At 63.7% G+C, this 17,451-nt stretch carries 12 protein-coding genes; 9 read left to right on the top strand and 3 right to left on the bottom strand.

Annotation, left to right across the window (positions count from 1 at the left end; genetic code table 11):
• Positions 1-848: 848 nt before the first annotated feature.
• From K1X74_22445 to K1X74_22420, 6 genes are all read left to right on the top strand, one after another.
• Positions 849-5,231 (top strand): tetratricopeptide repeat protein, encoded by a 4,383-nt coding sequence (locus tag K1X74_22445; protein MBX7169113.1) that lies wholly within the window; start codon positions 849-851, stop codon positions 5,229-5,231.
• A gap of 213 nt (positions 5,232-5,444) precedes the next feature.
• Positions 5,445-5,735: a hypothetical protein gene (locus K1X74_22440; GenBank protein MBX7169112.1), complete on the top strand. Its 291-nt coding sequence runs from the start codon at positions 5,445-5,447 to the stop codon at positions 5,733-5,735.
• A gap of 179 nt (positions 5,736-5,914) precedes the next feature.
• Positions 5,915-6,268 carry a DUF3467 domain-containing protein gene (locus K1X74_22435; GenBank protein MBX7169111.1) on the top strand — a complete coding sequence of 118 codons (354 nt, stop codon included), beginning with the start codon at positions 5,915-5,917 and terminating at the stop codon, positions 6,266-6,268.
• A gap of 142 nt (positions 6,269-6,410) precedes the next feature.
• Positions 6,411-7,544 (top strand): cysteine desulfurase, encoded by a 1,134-nt coding sequence (locus K1X74_22430; protein ID MBX7169110.1) that lies wholly within the window; start codon positions 6,411-6,413, stop codon positions 7,542-7,544.
• Complete coding sequence (locus tag K1X74_22425) at positions 7,541-8,680, top strand: D-TA family PLP-dependent enzyme (protein ID MBX7169109.1); 1,140 nt, start codon at positions 7,541-7,543, stop codon at positions 8,678-8,680. Before K1X74_22430 ends, K1X74_22425 begins: the two co-directional genes overlap by 4 nt.
• Before the next feature lie 53 nt (positions 8,681-8,733).
• Entirely contained in the window at positions 8,734-9,627 is an 894-nt protein-coding gene (locus K1X74_22420) for a recombinase RecA (GenBank protein MBX7169108.1), read from the top strand.
• 17 nt (positions 9,628-9,644) lie between these two features.
• On the opposite strand, the gene K1X74_22415 is transcribed toward K1X74_22420, so the two are convergent.
• Positions 9,645-9,965 (bottom strand): tetratricopeptide repeat protein, encoded by a 321-nt coding sequence (locus K1X74_22415; GenBank protein MBX7169107.1) that lies wholly within the window; start codon positions 9,963-9,965, stop codon positions 9,645-9,647.
• 486 nt (positions 9,966-10,451) lie between these two features.
• Here K1X74_22415 and lpxA point away from each other — a divergent pair, with 486 nt between their 5' ends.
• Positions 10,452-11,321: an acyl-ACP--UDP-N-acetylglucosamine O-acyltransferase gene (gene lpxA, locus K1X74_22410; GenBank protein MBX7169106.1), complete on the top strand. Its 870-nt coding sequence runs from the start codon at positions 10,452-10,454 to the stop codon at positions 11,319-11,321.
• A 12-nt stretch (positions 11,322-11,333) separates the two neighbouring features.
• On the opposite strand, the gene ppdK is transcribed toward lpxA, so the two are convergent.
• A complete protein-coding gene (gene ppdK / locus K1X74_22405) occupies positions 11,334-14,078 on the bottom strand; it encodes a pyruvate, phosphate dikinase (GenBank protein MBX7169105.1) in 2,745 nt (914 codons plus the stop codon).
• 279 nt (positions 14,079-14,357) lie between these two features.
• Between ppdK and eat the strand changes: the two genes are divergently transcribed.
• Entirely contained in the window at positions 14,358-15,794 is a 1,437-nt protein-coding gene (gene eat, locus K1X74_22400; GenBank protein ID MBX7169104.1) for an ethanolamine permease, read from the top strand.
• A 15-nt stretch (positions 15,795-15,809) separates the two neighbouring features.
• The gene (locus tag K1X74_22395) at positions 15,810-16,451 is read left to right on the top strand and encodes a CPBP family intramembrane metalloprotease (protein ID MBX7169103.1); all 642 of its coding nucleotides are present in this window, start codon (positions 15,810-15,812) and stop codon (positions 16,449-16,451) included.
• Positions 16,452-16,532: 81 nt separating this feature from the next.
• Here K1X74_22395 and K1X74_22390 read toward each other — a convergent pair.
• The coding region (locus K1X74_22390) for a hypothetical protein (protein MBX7169102.1) at positions 16,533-17,451 on the bottom strand (919 nt) is incomplete at its 5' end.

The raw sequence follows: 17,451 nt of genomic DNA, 5'->3' as shown, positions 1-17,451 counted from the left end.
GTACCGCGTCTCAGGCAAGAACAACTCTGGACCATTCGCCCCGAATAATCGGCACCCCACACCCCGATCCTCAACCCAAAACGTCAACCTATTCCGATCAGGAAAGATTTAACGACATGCTCGCGCGGCAGTAGAGAGAGTGGGAGGTCTGGGGCAACAGGCACCTTGCCTGACGAGCGACACTCCTTGCAAGCATCGCGAATTGCTAGCAATTCATGGGTGTGGCAGCGTGTGCCCATCCCCCAGCTTGGCGGATTGCAAGGATCGTATTAAGTGAGACCTGTCAGACGACTTGTGGCAATGGCGCGGCCTACGCAAGGGTTGATTGACAGGCATTCGACGACGGGTACGATGGGAAAAAGTTGGTGACGGGGGGCACTCGTTCGAGTGCAAAAGCCTGGCGTTCAGGGCTGTTATCCGCAGGGTCGGTGAGGCGATTGGTTTCGCTTCGCATGCCGACCATTGGCCTGCCGGGTATCCTGCCGATCCCGATGCTGTCACGGTCCTGCCACGGTCTGTCCAATTTCCAAGATCGATGGGCTCGTGGGGCAGCGTTGATGGCGTCTCGAGCCTGGCGGCCAAGATGAGTCACAAGGGGTGGTCCAAAGAGCGCTGCTCGATGGCCCGCTGTGAGTCGGCCACTGGGTCCACACGGATGTGGCGTAGAGCAGAGTAGAGCAACCGCGTGCGCGACGGATAGCGAGCGCACGTCCGGCAACATTTCCGTGTGATCGAATCCAGATCCGGGTGTTCGAGTTGGGGGTGAGTTGTTCGCACGCCCGGCCTTGTCGGTTCCGTCTGCGTCGTCGGTACCCATGACCCTCTTCAGTCCTGCTTGAGTTCCGAACATGAGACGTCTGAACGTCAAACTGCTGGTTTACTTGATCGTGGCCCTGGTCGCAGTCGGCGCCGTCATCGCCGTTCTGTGGCGAGTCAATCTGTCGCGGACCCTCGAGGCGCAGTTGGCCGACGCGCAGAAGGCCGAAGCGGAAGGCCGTCGCGAAGACGCCTACGAGTATTACCGGCGTTATCTGAAGCAGGTTCCCAACTCGCCTCAAGCGGCCTGCTCCTTGGCATTGGTGGCGGCCGACCTGGCCGACTCGACGCCGACGCGCGAAATGAAGGCGGTCGCCTACAACGCGCTGGAATATGCCCTGCGTTTGGATGCTTCTCGGACCGACGTGCGCGAACGGCTAGTCAAATACACGATGATGATCGGCCGCTTCAGCGACGCGATCGATCACCTCACGATCCTGTTGACTCCGTACTGCGAATACCCGGTCGACGACAACAAGGTCATGACGGCGCAACTGACGCAGGACGTTACCGAGGCTGCCGAGGACAAGAAGGCCGAGATGCTGGAAAAAGTTGCCCGGTACGAAAACGACTGGGCCACGGCCTTGTTCGCCACGGGTAACGACGCCGAGGCGGACCAGGTGTTTCGCTTCTCGATCGAACATGCTCCGAAACAGTTCGAGACGTACCTGGCCTACTCGACCTTGCTGCGCGAAAAAATGCGCCGGCCCGAAGACGCCGACGCGATCATCAGCAAGCTGGTCGAACAGAATCCCGACTCGTTCAAGGCCTGGCTGGCCAAGGCTCAGTACGACGACCGGTTGGGCCGCTTCGAAGACGCGCTCAAGGACGTGCAAAAGGCCCTGGAACTCGCCCCCGATGAAGCCGACTCACTGTTGCTGCACGGTCGTTTGCTGCGCCAATCGGGCGAATTCGACGCCGCGGAAAAGGACCTGTTGCACTGCCTCGAGTTGCATCCCGGCGACGTGCGCGTGTACCAGCAGCTCGCTTCGCTTTATCAGCAGCACGACCAGCCGGCGCGGGCGATGGAGTATGTCGACGCGGGGATCAAGCGGATTCCCAATTCGATCGAGCTGTTGATGCTGAAGACCGACTTCCAGATCAACGACCTGGACAAGGAGGGCGCCCAGAAGACGATGGAGAAGCTGCGGAAGTTGCGTCCGGTCGCCGAGCAACTGGACTACCTGAACGCGCGGCTGTTGATGCTCGACGGCGACCATATCAAGGCGTCGCAGATTCTCGAGAGTATTCGCCCGTTGCTGACCCGCAACAAGGATCTGCGGGTGCACGTCAACTTTCTGCTGGCCCGGTGCTATGACCGCTTGGGCCAGCGCGACCTGATGGCGGACGCCTACCAGCGCGTGTTGGACGACGATCCGAAGAACACGGCCGCGGAGTTGGCTCTTCGGTACGAGAAACTCCGCCTGAGCAATGACCCGTCCGAACTGGATCCTGCCGAAATGGCGGCTCGGGGTGTCGCGCTGACCGAGCCGACGCTCTTCCAGATCGAGCTTTCGAAACAGCTGGGCCTGCCCGAAGCGGAACAAAGCTGGGAAGGCTGCCAGGCGATCGTCGACAATTTCCGGAAGCGCGTCGAAGCTTTGCCCGACGGCGAAGACAAGGATCGGCAAAGCGTGCTGGTTCGCATGCTGAACGCCGAACTGCTGTCGTACCAGGGGAAGGTCAACGAGGCGATGGAAATCGTCCGGGGCGAGATTGCCCGCGACCCGAAGGAAGCGAGCTTCTGGCTGGCCTTGTCGGCCCATGCCGACCGCGCCGATCCCGAGAATGGCATGCTGAAGATTCTCGACGAAGCGGAAGCGGCCATCGGTCAGAATGTGCTGTTGCTGCAGATGCGCTTGAACCGCGTGGCGCGCTCGCGGGACGAACAGGCCGTCAAAAACCTCTTGGCCCTGGAACCCAAGGTCCTGGAGTTCAAGGACCCGCAGGATCTGACAGTGTTGCTGGGCAGCATGGCCGAATTGCTCTTCGCGATGGGCAACTATCCCGATGCGCAGCGGATCTTCGGCATTGCCGACGAAAAGGCCCCGACCCCTGACTTGCGTATCCGGCTGCGCCGCTTCGACCTGGCGTACGCCGCGCGCAACGAAGAGGACATGCTCAAGCTGATGGAATCGATCGCGAACCTGATGGGCAAAGAGAGCGCCGAGTATTACTACGCCTCGGCCTCGCGCATCGTCTCGATGATCGACGCCGGCAAGATGGACAGCACCAATGTGCCCGAGGCTCGGGAATATGTGAAGAAGGCCCACGACTTGCGGCCGCGCTGGGGTGCGCTGGCGCGGCTCGACGCACAACTCGATGAGATCGAAGGCAACATTGAAAGCGCGGTTGCCAACTACGAAAAAGGCATCGAGCTGGGAGAAGTCACGCGTGGCTACGTCATTCGCCTGATGACGCTGTACTACACGCGCGGCGAATACGAGAAAGCCAGCCAATTGATGGACAGCCTGCGGTTGAACGACCGCGACGACGCGCTCGGCCAGTTTGCGGCCCGCATTGCATACGCCAAGGGCGATCTTGAAACCGCGCTGAAGCTACAGCAAGGGACGTGCGAGCACTCGAAGAGCGCCGAAGATTTCTTGTTCCTGGGGCAGTTGTACGAGCAGCACAACAAAGAGGGCGACATCGCCGCTGCCGAGGTTGCATATCGCAAGGCCGCGGAATTGGCCCAGCAGTCGCCGCGCGTATGGACGACGCTGGTCGGCTTTCTGATCCGCAACAATCGGGTCAAGGATGCCGAAGACGTCGTCGCTGAATTGCCGCAACGCCTGGAAGAAGTCCGCGTGCACCTGGTGCTGGCGGCCTGCTGGGAGATGCTGGGCAAGGCCGACGACGCTGAAAGCGAATACACCAAGCAGTTGAATCAGGACCCGCAAAGTTTTGCGGCCGAACGCAACTTGGCAGCCTTCCTGATCCGCGCCAACAAGCGTGCCGAGGCGGTCGACCACCTCAACGCGATCCTCGCAAGGCAGGATCAGGCCAAGGTGTCGGATCAACCGCACCTGGTTTTCGCCCGCCAGACCTTGGCGAAGCTGTTAAGCGCGACGGGCAATTACCAAGAATTGAAGCGCGGCTTGGAGTTGATCGATCAGAATGCCCGCGGCGGCGTGCTGCCGGTCGATGACGTGATGCTGAAGGCCACGCTGCTGGGGACGCGCGTCGACCGCACGTCGCGCCTGCAGGCGATCCAGCTGCTCGAAGACTTGCTGAGATCACGCCCCGGCGGCGTCGGCTCGGCGACGCCTGGCGAGCATTTCCTGTTGGCCACGCTGTACGACAAGGAAGACTCGGAAGAAGCCTGGGCCAAGGCTCGCGACCACATGGTTTCGGCCTTGACCGACAACCAGGAAAACCTGCTTTACTTGCAGACCTTTATCAAGATGTTGATCAAGCGCAACGTCTTGAACGAGGCCGAGGCGTGGATGAAGAAGCTCGAGGCCGTGGCCCCGAAGACCGACTTCCTCGTCGATTGTCAGGCACGCTTCCTGGCTGCCTCGAACAAGCCAGAAGAAGCGCTGGCCTTGATCAAAGACGCGGTGCCCGATCCGATCCCGGCGTTGCCCGAAGAAATCAATCGCGTGTTGGGAGCTTCGCGGCTGCTGGAAGAGCTGAAGATCGCCGACTACCAGCCGGCTGAGCAGCAGTTGATGCGCTATTTGACGCAGCGTCCCGAAGACGTTTTGTTCCTCGCCGCGTTCTACGGGCGGCGCCATAACATCGACAAGGCGATGGAAGTCTGCGAGCGGGCGATGGCCAATCGCACGGCGTTGGAGGTCTCGCAGACGGCCCTGCTGGCGCTGCGGCAATGTCTCGACGTCGCCAAGCCGGAGCACTACGAAAAGGCCGAGGTCTGGGTTCAGAAAGCGCTCGCCGATGTGCCGAACGACGTGCGCTGCGAATTGATGCAGGCCGACCTGCGCGATTTGCAAGGTAACTATGCCGAAGCGGCACGGCTGTACGAGGAAATCCTCAAGCGCGACGACTTGGGCGAAGGCACTCGAATTACGGCGCAGAACAACCTCGCATACATCAAGGCGGTCAAGTTCAACGACACCAAGGAGGCCTTGGCTTTGATCAACAAGGCCTTGGAGATCGGGGGACCGATGGCCGAACTGCTCGACACCAAGGCGATCGTGCTGATGGGCTTGGGCGACGTCGAGCAGGCGCTGCGTCTGCTGACCGAGTCGCTGATGGACACGCCGACCGACCCGGTCAAGTTGTTCCACCTGGCCCGCGCCTATGTCAAGGCGAGCGACCTGGAAATGGCCCAGGAGAAGTTGGAGTTGGCCCGGAAGAACGGGCTCGATCTGAAGATGCTGCCGCAATTGGAGCACGACACTTATCGCGACCTGCTCAGCTCGCTGGGCGCCGGCTCGGGCAACACGCAATAGGCGTTTGGCCGATTCGACTCGCTGACTGGGAATTGATTTGCGGGCGGTTGCCAGGTTCGTGGCAACCGCCCGATTTTTTTGTCGCTCGCGGCGCTGGCCATTCCCGCGCGGAGATGCGGCGCGGACGCCGAGGCCCTCGATTCGCTACACTGCCGCTACTGGGCGGCAAGGCACGAAGGCCGGTCGACTGCGCAAGCTAATCAGGATGTAACGATGGACAACGCCTTGGTTTGGAAGAAGTTCTTCGAGATGTGGCCCGCGGAGTTGCCGCCTACGGGCGTGCTCGTGGCGGGCTACGGCGAGCAGATCCCCTTTGAAAGCTTTCTCGTCGGCGAGGACCTGGTGCTTCTGGAACGCAAGGCGCCGGATACCGTCGGGGCGCGCAAGCTCCTGATGCCTTATGGTGAGATTCGCGCCGTGAAGCTGACCGAGGTGATCAAGCCGCGAGTGATGCAAGCCGCGGGCTTTCGCGCCGTTGCACCTGCGCCTAAGCCGGGGCATTGACCTACCCGTTTGGTTCGCGCAGAGACCGGCCGTGCCCGACGAATTCGCGCGCCCTGCGGCTAGTTTGGAACGAGGAAGAGCCGTACACTACCGGGCATCACGCGACCTGTTCGGCTTGGAATGCCGTGCCTCGGTCGTGGGCGTCCAATCTATATCCGCTTTGACATGAGGAGAACTCCGTGAGCCAGGGCAGCGAAAACCCGGAAAAGACTGGCGAGCAAGGTGCGGCGCCGCAGCGCGTGCAGGTAAAGGTTGACGACTCGCATGCCATCGCGTCGTATGCCAACTTCTGCCGCATCACGGGCACTCCCGAAGAAGTGATCATCGACTTTGGCCTGAATCCGCAGCCGTTTGGCCCGCCGGCCGATCCCGTGACGATCAGCCAGCGAATCGTGACGAACTTTTACACGGCCAAGCGGATGTACGCCGCGTTGCAATTGACGCTGCAGCGTCACGAGGCGACGTTCGGCGTGCTGGAAACCGACGTGCAGAAGCGCGTGGTGGGCCCGGCCCGCCAGCAAATGGGCGGCTGATCGCGGCGTTCGATTGCCTGGCGCGCCCATCAAGCTGTTGGGTGGGCGCGCCCGTTCCGTAGTGTCGTGGAGATCTGGGCCGCGGGTAATCCGGCTGCGCGCCGACCCGCCCTGGTCGATGGTGCCGCGAAGGCCTGGCCCTGTGCGACTGATCTATCTGGACTACAACGCGACGACGCCCGTGGCGCCCGAGGTTCAGGAGGCGATGCTGCCGTTCCTGGAAAGGCACTACGGCAATCCATCGAGCAACCACACTCTTGGTCGGGCGGCGCGCGAAGCGATCGAAGATGCTCGTTCGCGCGTGGCCCAGTTGCTCGGCGCGGAGCGCGCGGAGATCGTCTTCACCGGCGGCGGGACCGAGAGCAACAATCTCGCTTTGAAGGGCGTGTGCTTGCGCGGCGCAGCGCCCAGCGGCCGCCACCTGGTGATTTCGGCGCTGGAGCATCCGGCCGTGGTCGAGCCGGCGCGCTGGCTCGAACGCTTGGGTGTGAGCGTCACCGTGGTGCCCGCCTCGCGCGACGGCGTGATCTCGCCCGAGGGTGTCGAACGCGCCCTGCGTCCGGAGACGGTGCTGGTCAGCGTGATGCACGCCAACAACGAAATCGGCACTGTGCAGCCGATTCGCGCGCTGGCCGAGCGGTGCCGCCAACGTGGCGTACTGGTGCATACCGACGCGGCGCAGTCGGTCGGCAAGCTCGCGGTGCGCGTCGAAGAACTGGGGGTCGATCTGCTGACCGTTGCCGGCCACAAGTTTTACGGTCCCAAGGGGGTCGGGGCGCTGTACGTGCGCCGCGGCGTCGAATTGGAACCGCTGCTGCACGGCGCGGGGCACGAATTCGGTCTCCGCGCCGGCACGGAGAACACCGCGGCGATCGTGGGGCTAGGCCAGGCTGCTGCGCTGGCTATGGTCCACGGCGAGGAGCAGGCCAAGCGCATCGAGCCGTTGCGCGAACGGCTCGCGTTGCAGTTGCGCGAGGGCACCGGTGGAGCGATCGTCGTTCACGGCGAAGCCACCGAGCGCTTGCCGAATACGCTGTCGGTGCGCTTCCCCTACGTTTCCGGCGCAACGCTGCTGGCGAGGGCCAACGAACTTTGCGCCTCGACCACGGCAGCCTGCCACGGCCAGCAATCCATGTCGCCGACCTTGGCAGCGATTGGGTTGAAGCCGGGCGAGGCTCAAGGGACCCTGCGCCTGAGCTTGGGGTGGTCGACCACCAGCGACGAAGTCGAGCGTGCGGCCAGCTTGTTGCTCGAGGCCTGGGAGGCGTCGCGATGAGCTCCGCCGATGTCGACGGCTGGTATGCCGTCGCCAACGCCGATGCGATCGACTCGCCCGCCTTGCTGTTCTATCCCGATCGAATCGAGGAGAATCTACGGCGCATCGCGGCCCGCACGGGCGGTCCGCAGCGCGTCCGGCTGCACATCAAGACCCACAAGACGGCCGAGATCATCGCGCTGAGCCAGGCAGCAGGGTTCGAGAAGTTTAAGTGTGCGACGATCAGCGAGGCAGAACTGCTCGCCCGAGGTAATGCCCGGGATGTACTGATCGGGTTCACGCTGGTCGGCCCGAAAGTCGACCGCTTTGCCCGGCTCGTCGCGGCCTACCCTCAGGCGCGGTTCTCCGCGTTGGTCGATGATCGGCAGGCGATGGCGCAATTGGCCGCGCGGCTGCGCGAAGTCGCCGGCGAAGTGGTCGCGCGGCACCCCGTCGAAGTGCTCTTGGACCTTGATACCGGCATGCACCGCTCGGGCATTGAGCCCGGCGAGGCGGCGGTGCGGCTGTACGAGCAGATCGCCGAGTGTCCTGAATTGGCCCCGGGCGGGTTGCATGTTTACGACGGGCACATCCGCGAACGGGATTTCTCGGAGCGCTGCGCGCATGTGGCGCGCGAGTTCGAGCCGGTCGACCGCCTGCGCGCCGAGTTGGGGCACCGCGGACTTCCCTGTCCGCGAGTGGTTGCCGGCGGTACACCGACCTTTCCCGTGCATGCGTTGCGGCCCGATGTGGAGTGCAGCCCGGGCACCTGCGTGCTGTGGGACGAAAGCTACACGGACAAGCTGCCGGAGCTCGATTTTCTGCCGGCGGGCTTATTGCTCACGCGCGTGATCAGCAAGCCGGGGCAGGGGCGGCTGTGCCTCGACCTGGGCTACAAGGCCGTTTCGCCCGACCATCCCGATCCGCGCGTGCGCTTGCTGCAGATTCCCGACGCGCGGATGATCAATCACAGCGAAGAACATCTGGCAATTGCCACGGCGCTGGCCGATCGGTTTTCGGTGGGCGACGCGCTGTACGGGGTGCCGTGGCACGTTTGTCCTACCGTGGCGCTGCATCGCGAGGCCTGGATCGTGCGCGGCGGACGGGCCGTCGAACGCTGGACGATTGCCGCCCGCGACCGCATGCTCAGCATCTGAGGCCGGCGGCCGCATTTTTTTTTCTGGGCCATTCGACGGAGGCGACGCTTTTCATGCAGGCGAACGATCGGCTCAGCACCGGCGTGCCCGGCCTCGATGAAATGCTTGGGGGCGGGTTGCTGCCGGGGACGTTGACCGTCGCCGTCGGCGCGACGGGCATCGGCAAGACGCAATTAGGGCTGCAATTCATTCAGGCCGGCGCGGCCGCCGAGGGACGCCGCGGCATCGTGTTCGATATGACCAGCCGCGGCGATTCGCAGAGCCATGGCGAATATGCCGAGCGGATGTTCGGCTGGCGCCCCCAACCGGCGCCGGCCGTCGCTTCGGGCGAGCGGTTCGACGACGCGTTTTTCGCGCCCGACGCCGTGCACGGCGACTATCTGCACGTGTTCGAGCAATCGGGACGGCGGGTCAGCCGTCGCGATCTGGAGTTCGAGCAGTGGCGCTCATGGAAGACCGAATTGGTCCAGAAGCTGAACGCCACGATCGCTTTTCTCTACGGCAACTTCGTCCAGGGTGTCCGCCGAGTGGTGATCGACGGCATCGAGCCGGTGGCGCAGCCGAGCGACTCGATCCAGTTGGAATTGTTCGAGTACGTCTATCACCAGGTGCTGCGCAAAGATCCCGAGTGGGTGGCGCGCGATTTGTTTCGCGAGGCATATCGCCGGCACGCCGAGACGGCCGCGCGGCACGTCTACGATCCGGCGCGGATCGGCTGCCTGATGCTCTACACGTCACACGCCTCGATGCTCGAGCAGCTGATCGACACACCCTTGGCCGACAGCGACATCCTGACCAACGCGAACACGATCCTCTACCTGGGCAAGCTGCGCACCGGCGATCGTCTCGGACGCGGCCTGTATGTGGCCAAACACCGCGGCAGCGCCTGCAGCGATGCAATCGCGCCCTACGAGATCACCGCCGGCGGCCTGCGCGTGGGCGCGTGAATTCGCCGCACCGCGGTTTAGTGAATGCCTTGCTGCAGCATCCGCGCACGGGCCATCGCGTCTTCGGCCTCGGGAATGAGCCCGCCGCGCTGGCAAGTCACGCTAAGCGCCGTGAAGCTGAACGGGTCGTTGGGTTCTAGCTCGCAGACCTTGCGGGCATGTTCGATGGCCACGTCGTGCTGCTTGAGCCGTGTGTAGATGACTGCCAACGCCGAATGTGCCAGCGCGTAGGACGGGTCGAGCGCCAGCGCCTCGTTCAGCTTGGCGATCGCCGCTTCGAGTTGGTCTTCGTCCTTGAGCTTGTCCGCGGCGTCGTAGAGTTCTTCTCGTGTCGGCATAGGGGCAGGGGGCCTGATTCAGGTCAGCGGCGAGGAAAACGACAGCGTCCCGGCGACGCCTTCTGCATTGTGACGCGGCCCCGGGCTTTGAAAAGTCCTGCCCCGGGGTTTGCCGCGCGCGTAGCGGTTGGGCAACTTTTGCCGAGCCAGCGTCGCCCCGTGCCGGACGTCCGTCAATCCATTGCGAGGCCGGATTGCCGGTTTTTTGAAATCCATAACCTTTTTCTGCATAAACACTTGCAGTGAGTGCGTGAAAGGACGGGCACGGCATAATCCGGACGCCGTGCAAAACCCTCACGCCCGGCTGATCCGGCACTCTAGGTACTGCCGATAAGACCAGCAGGTCGAGAACCCGGCTCGCAATCAGCTCGGTTCGACGAACGGACCTTTCTCGCCATGCCCGCGCGAGAGGCGGTGCCCGCCTTGGTGGGGCCGCGCCATGCCGCTACGGCAGTCGGGCCATCTGCCTGCATTGAGGTTCCCACCTTGCAAATCCACCCCTTGGCTGTGGTCAGCCCCTTCGCGCAATTGGGTCAAGGCGTTTCCATCGGTCCTTATTGTGTCATCGAGCCCGATGTCACGATCGGCGACAGTTGCCAGATCTCGGCGCGCGTCTCGATCAAGAGCGGCACGGTGCTGGGCCCGAACAACACGATCGCCGAAGGCACTGTCGTCGGCGGCGCGCCGCAGCACTTGAAGGCACCTGAGCGCACCGGCGGGGTCGTCATCGGCACCGGTAACGTCATCCGCGAGAACTGCACGATCCACCGCGCGCTGGCCGAAGGTCGCGCCACGCGCCTCGGCAATCACAACCTGATGATGGTCAACGCGCACGTCGCGCATGATTGCGCCGTGGGCAACAACGTCGTGCTGGCCAACAATGTCATGCTGGCCGGGCATGTGACGGTCGACGACCGGGCGTTCATTTCCGGCGCCGTCGGCGTGCATCAATTCTGCCGCATCGGCCGCTGCGCGATGGTCGGCGGACAGGCCCACATCATCAAGGACGTGGCGCCCTACGTGACGATCGACGGGGCCAGCAGCATGGTCGTAGGACTCAATCTGCTGGGGTTGCGACGGGCCGGCTTTAGCGATGCGGACATTACGCAGCTCAAGCAGGCCTATCGCTTGATCTATCGCAGCGGTCTGCGCTGGACGGAGATTCTCGAGCAGCTCGAGACCCAGTTCGCCACCGGGCCGGCCAGCGCGTTCCACGAATTCTTCCGCGGAACGACGCGCGGTTGCATCCACGAGCGCCGCATGCCGCAGCGCGCGACGATCCGCCTGCGCCGCGATACGTCCAACGACAAGCCTGCCGCGGACGAGACGGACCACAAACACCGCCGCGCGGCGTAGTCGTCGCGGCGCCTACGATTTCTTCTTGCCGGCCAGGGCCGCTTGGGCAGCGGCCAGGCGGGCGATCGGTACCCGGAACGGCGAACAGCTCACGTAGTCGAGGCCGAGCTCGTTGCAGAAGACCACGCTGGCCGGGTCGCCGCCGTGTTCGCCGCAGATGCCGATCTTCAAGTCGGGACGCACGCTGCGGCCCTTCTCGACGCCGATCCGCATCAGGCTGCCCACCCCGTCTCGATCGATCGTCTGGAACGGATCGTTGCCGATGATGTCCAGCTCGCGGTAGTCGTTGATGAAGCTCGCATAGTCGTCGCGACTGATGCCGAGCGTGGTCTGCGTCAAGTCGTTGGTGCCAAAGCTGAAGAATTCGGCCGAAGCTGCGATCTGATCGGCACAGACGGTCGCCCGGGGCACCTCGATCATCGTGCCAACCTTGTAGTCGACTTTGCGCTTCTTCTCGGCGAACACCAGTTCGGCCGTCTCACGCACGATCTTTTCCTGGTGCTTGTACTCGGTGCTGAACCCGGCCAGGGGGACCATCACCTCGGGCAGGACCTCGATGCCCGCGGCGCTCACGGCGCAAGCCGCTTCGAAGATCGCCCGGGCCTGCATCCGGGTGATTTCCGGATAGGTGATTCCCAAGCGGCAGCCGCGGTGGCCGAGCATCGGGTTGAACTCGTGCAACTCGTGCACTCGGTGAGCGATCCACTCGGCCGACTTGCCGAGCTTTGCGCCCAGCGCCGCCTGCTCCTTCGGCTCGTGCGGCACGAACTCGTGCAGCGGCGGATCGAGCAGGCGAATCGTGACCGGTTTGCCCGCCATGGCACGGAACAGGCCTTCGAAGTCCTCGCGCTGGAACGGCAGCAGCTTGGCTAGCGCCTTTTCGCGTTCGGGCAGCGTCTCGGCCATGATCATTTCGCGGAACTCGTCGATGTGGCCGAAGAACATGTGTTCGGTACGGCACAGCCCGATGCCCTCGGCGCCGAAGGCGATTGCCTCGGCGGCCTGTTTGGGCTCGTCGGCGTTGGTGCGAATCCGCAGCCGGCGATGCTTGTCGGCCCAGCCCATGAGCTGCGCATAACGCTGGTAGACCTCGGACTCTTCCGGCTTGAGCGTCTTGTCGAACAGCACCTGAAGCACTTCGCTGGGGCGCGTTTCGAGGTTGCCCGCGAACACTTCGCCGGTGAAACCGTCGATCGAGATCGGGTCGCCTTCGCGGAACACTTGCGAGCCGACGGTCAGCGTGGCCGCGTGATAGTCGATGTTCAGCCCTTCGCAGCCCACGACGCAGGCCTTGCCCATTTGCCGGCTCACCAGCGCCGCGTGCGAGCTCGCGCCGCCGAAGGCCGTGAGAATGCCGCGGGCAATCTTCATCCCGCGCAAGTCTTCGGGGCTCGTCTCGCGACGGACCAGAATCAACTGCACGTCCTTGTTCTTCAACCACTGGGCTTCGGCGTCCGACGCATGGAAGCAAATCTTGCCGCTCGCCGCGCCGGGACCGGCGTTCACGCCCTTGGCCAGTTGACGGTTTTCCGCCACGGCCTTGCGCTTGGCGGCCGGATCGAAAACGGGCTGCAGCAATTGGTTCAGGTCGTCGGCCGGAATGCGCTTGGCATTCAGTGCCTCTTCGACGGTGATCAGGCCTTCGTTGACCAGGTCGACCGCGATCCGCACGGCCGCAAACCCGGTCCGCTTGGCGTTGCGGGTTTGCAGCATCCAGACCGTGCCGCGCTGCACCGTAAACTCGATGTCCTGAACTTCCTTGTAGTGCTTCTCGAGCAGCCGGCCGATTTCTTCGAGCTGCTTGTAGGCCGCGGGCATATCCTTGGGGAGCGACTCTTCGATCTTTTTCGGCGAGCGAATCCCGGCGACCACGTCCTCGCCCTGGGCGTTGATCAGGTAGTCGCCGTTCAGCCCGTGCGTGCCCAGGGCCACGTCGCGGGTCATGGCCACGCCCGTGGCGCAGTCGTCGCCGAGGTTGCCGAAGACCATGGCCTGCACATTGACGGCTGTCCCCCATTCGTGCGGAATGCCATACGTGCGGCGATAGACGATCGCCCGGTCGTTCATCCAGCTCTTGAACACGGCGCCGATGGCGCCCCAGAGCTGTTCGAGCGGGTCGTCGGGAAAATCGTGGCCGGTGCCTTTCTTGATCGCGGCTTTGAACTCGGCGACGAGCTCTTTGAGCTGCGCGGCCGACAACTCGTTGTCGAACTTGACGCCGGCCTTGTCCTTCTTGTGGTGCAGGATCGCTTCGAACGGATCGATCTCGCGTTTGTCCTTCGGCTTCATGTCGAGCACGACGTCGCCGAACATCTGCACGAACCGGCGGTAGCTGTCCCAAGCAAAGCGTTCGTTGCCCGACTGCTTGGCCAGCGCCGCTACGGTCTGGTCGTTCAAGCCGATGTTGAGGACCGTGTCCATCATGCCGGGCATCGAGTCGCGAGCGCCCGAGCGGCAGGAGAGCAGCAGGGGATTGGTAGTCGAGCCGAATTCGGCCCCCATCTCCTTCTCGACGCGCGCCAGCGCATCGGCGACCAGGTCGCGCAAGTTCGGCGGATAGCTGCGATCGTGGTCGTAGTAATAGGTGCAGACCGACGTGGGAATCGTGAAGCCCGCCGGCACCGGGAGCCCGATCTTGGCCATCTCGGCCAGGTTCGCACCCTTGCCGCCTAGCAGGGCTCGCATCTCGGCCGCACCGTCGGTACGGCTGCGGCCGAACGAAAACACGTACTTCTCGGTCTGTTGAGCGACGGCCATGGAAAGGCACTCCTCGGTCTGCCCGTCTGGGCAGGCGTACTTTGTTCGTAATGGCTAGGCGGGGACGTCCAACGGCTCGACGCGCAGCCGCGCAAACGGCCGGGCGCAGGCTGATGCGCCATAAAGACTTGCTTTCCCGCGAGGATTCGGGAGTTTATCAAGCTCGGGCGCGAAGCGTCAAACCCCCGGTCGTTCGCTCGTCGCCTGGGCGCGCTGCGTAAGCCCCTTTGCAGACAGCGGTTTTGCTTCGCCACGCCGGCCTGTTACGATTCGCCGCCTATGGCTGCGAACTCGGTCAACGACGATGGCTCTTTGCGCAAAGACTTGGGCCCCTGGATGCTCTGGGGTCTCGGCGTGGGCTACGTGATTTCGGGCGAATACTTCGGCTGGAACTTGGGCCTCCCCTTAGGAGGCGCATACGGCCTGCTCTTGTCGTTTGCCCTCGTCACGCTGATGTACGTGGCGTTCGTCTTCAGCTACGCGGAAATGGCCTGCGCTATTCCGCGGGCGGGCGGAGCGTTTGTTTATGCGGCCCGTGGTCTCGGGCCCGGCTGGGGTTACCTGGCGGGACTGGCTCAGGTGATCGAGTTTGTCTTCGCACCGCCGGCGATCGCCTTGGCCATCGGGGCCTACGTGAACACGGCCTGGCCGGCGGCCGATCCACGCATGGTCGCGATTGGCGCCTACGTGCTGTTTACGGCGCTGAACATCTGGGGCGTTAAACAAGCTGCCCGGTTCGAACTGATCGTCACGCTGTTGGCCGTCGGCGAATTGCTCCTGTTCTCCGGCGTCGTCGCGCCTTCGTTTCGCTGGGAGCGCTTCGCCGCCAATGCCTGGCCCCATGGTCTGGGTGGCGCGCTGCGAACGATTCCCTTTGCGATCTGGTTCTACCTGGCGATCGAGGGCGTGGCTAACGCCGCCGAGGAGGCTCGTAATCCGCAGCGCGACGTGGCTCTCGGATTCGGCTCGGCCATGCTCACGCTCGTCGTCTTGGCCGCGGCGGTGCTGTTTCTCTGCGTGGGCGTCGACGGTTGGGAACGCGTCGTCTATGCCTCGGATGCGCTGAGCCAGGTGGATGGACGCGTGGTCGTTGCGCCCGACGCGGCGCAGCTGGACAAACCGTTGCCCTTGGCCCTCGAGCAAGTGGTGCCGCCCTCGCATCCGCTCTATCGCCTGCTGATCGGCGTGGGCCTCTTGGGTTTGGTCGCCTCTTTCAACGGTATTCTGCTGGTCGCGGGCAGGGCAATCTTCGACATGGGCCGTGCCGAGTTCTTGCCCGGCTGGCTCGGCCGCACACATGCCGAGACAGGGACACCCGTGATCGCGCTACTGGTGAACCTGTCGCTGGGCATCCTCGCCATCTTTTTCGTCGACACGGCCGGGCTGATCACGCTCTCGGCCTTGGGAGCGCTGTTTCTCTATATCGTGTCTATGGCCGCGCTGGTGGCGCTGCGCAAGCGCGAGCCCGAATTGGCACGGCCTTACCGCACGCCGGCCTACCCGCTGGCGCCGGCGATTGCCGGGGGGTTGGCGGTGTTTTGCCTGGCGACGCTGTTGTATTTCAATTTTCACGTCGCCCAGGCACCTTCCATCCTGCAGCGCTGGCTGAGCGGCTGGTTCGTCGCGCTGCTGGCCTTGGGTGGAGCTCACTATCTGGCGTTCGTCCGGCCGCGACTCGACGCGCGGGCCTTAGCGCATTTTCATCGCAAATCGTGAGACGCGGCCCGGGCCATGACCACGGATCCCGAACCCCCGACTTCGGATCAGCCGTCGAGCTTGCCTCCGCTGCGGCGCGAACAATCGGTGCCTTATGCGTTGGCGTTCGAAGGGAGCTTGATCGGTCTGGCACTGTTGCTGGGCTACCTGCTCGATTGGCCGCCGCTGGAGTTCTGCGACTTGACGCTCTCCGGGGCACTGACGGGGCTCGCGGCGACGGTGCCGATGCTGATCGTGCTGGCGGCCCTGCTGGGTTTGCCCTGGCCGCCGTTTCGCCGGTTGCGGGCGGCCTGGGAAGAGTCGATCGCTCCGGTGTTTCACGACTGGTCGCCCTGGGAGGTGGCCAGCCTGGCGCTTGTGGCCGGGGTGGGCGAAGAGATGTTGTTTCGTGGCGTGATCCAGGCGGCCACGGCCGGTTGGCTTGGGTCGCTGGCCGGGCTGGCCGTGGCCAGCGTGCTGTTCGGCCTGCCGCACGCCATCACGTTCACGTATGCCGTCGCGGCCACTTTGTTGGGCGCCTATCTCGGGTGGCTGTTTCTCAGCACAGGGAATCTGCTTGCGCCGATCGTGGCCCATGCCGTGTACGACTTCGTGGCGCTGGAGTATTTGATTCACGCCAGCCGCCGCGCGGGCAACCAACAAAAAACGGCGGCCTGAACCTTTTGGGGGTCCAGGCCGCCGCGTTAGGCGAACCAGGCGTCCTCGATCAAGCCGGAGGCAAGAACCTCCGACTCGTCGTCAGTTGCTGCCGCAGTTCGAGCCGCAGCCCGAACCACAGGCCGGGGGATCGCAGCAGGGCACCGGGCAGCAGACCTGCACCGGCACTTGCTTGCAGACGACCTTCGGCACGCAGCGGGTGACAGTGCAGGCGACTTGCTTCGGCACGCAGCGGTGGCACATCACCGTCTTGGTGTAGTGCACCGGCTTGCACACACAGTAGGGAACCTGCTTCGTGCAGTGTTCGGCCACCATGTGGCAGACCTTGTAGCAGCAAGTCTTGACCCGCGTCTCGGGCACCATGTGGCAGACCCGGTAGCAGCAAGTCTTGACCCGGGTTTCCGGAACCATGTGGCAGACCGTGTAGGTGCAGTGCTTGACACGGGTTTCGGGAACCATGCGGCAGACCGTATACGTGCAGTGCTTGACGCAGTGCTCGGGCACCATGCGGCAGACCGTGTAGGTGCAGTGTTTGACGCAATGCTCGGGCACCATATGGCAGACCTTGTAGCAGCAGGTCTTCGTACGGGTCTCGGGCACCATGCGGCAGACCGTGTAGGTGCAGTGCTTGACGCAGTGCTCGGGCACCATGTGGCAGACCTTGTAGCAGCAGGTCTTCACGCGGGTCTCGGGCACCATGCGGCAGACCGTGTAGCAGCAGGTCTTGACGCGGTGCTCGGGGACCATGCGGCAGACCGTGTAGCTGCACTGCTTGACGTGGTGTTCCGGCACCATCTTGCAGACGGTGTAGGGAATCCGCTTCTCGCAGTGCTCGGCCACCATGTGGCAGACCTTATAGCAGCAGGTCTTCGTACGGGTCTCGGGGACCATGCGGCAGACCGTGTAGCTGCACTGCTTGACGCAATGTTCCGGCACCATCTTGCAGACGGTGTAGGGAATCCGCTTCTCGCAGTGCTCGGCCACCATGTGGCAGACCTTG

This window comes from Pirellulales bacterium (assembly GCA_019694435.1).
GTDB lineage: Bacteria > Planctomycetota > Planctomycetia > Pirellulales > JAEUIK01 > JAIBBZ01.
Note: the sequence above shows the minus strand (reverse complement) of the source record. Positions and strands in the feature narration are given on the sequence as shown.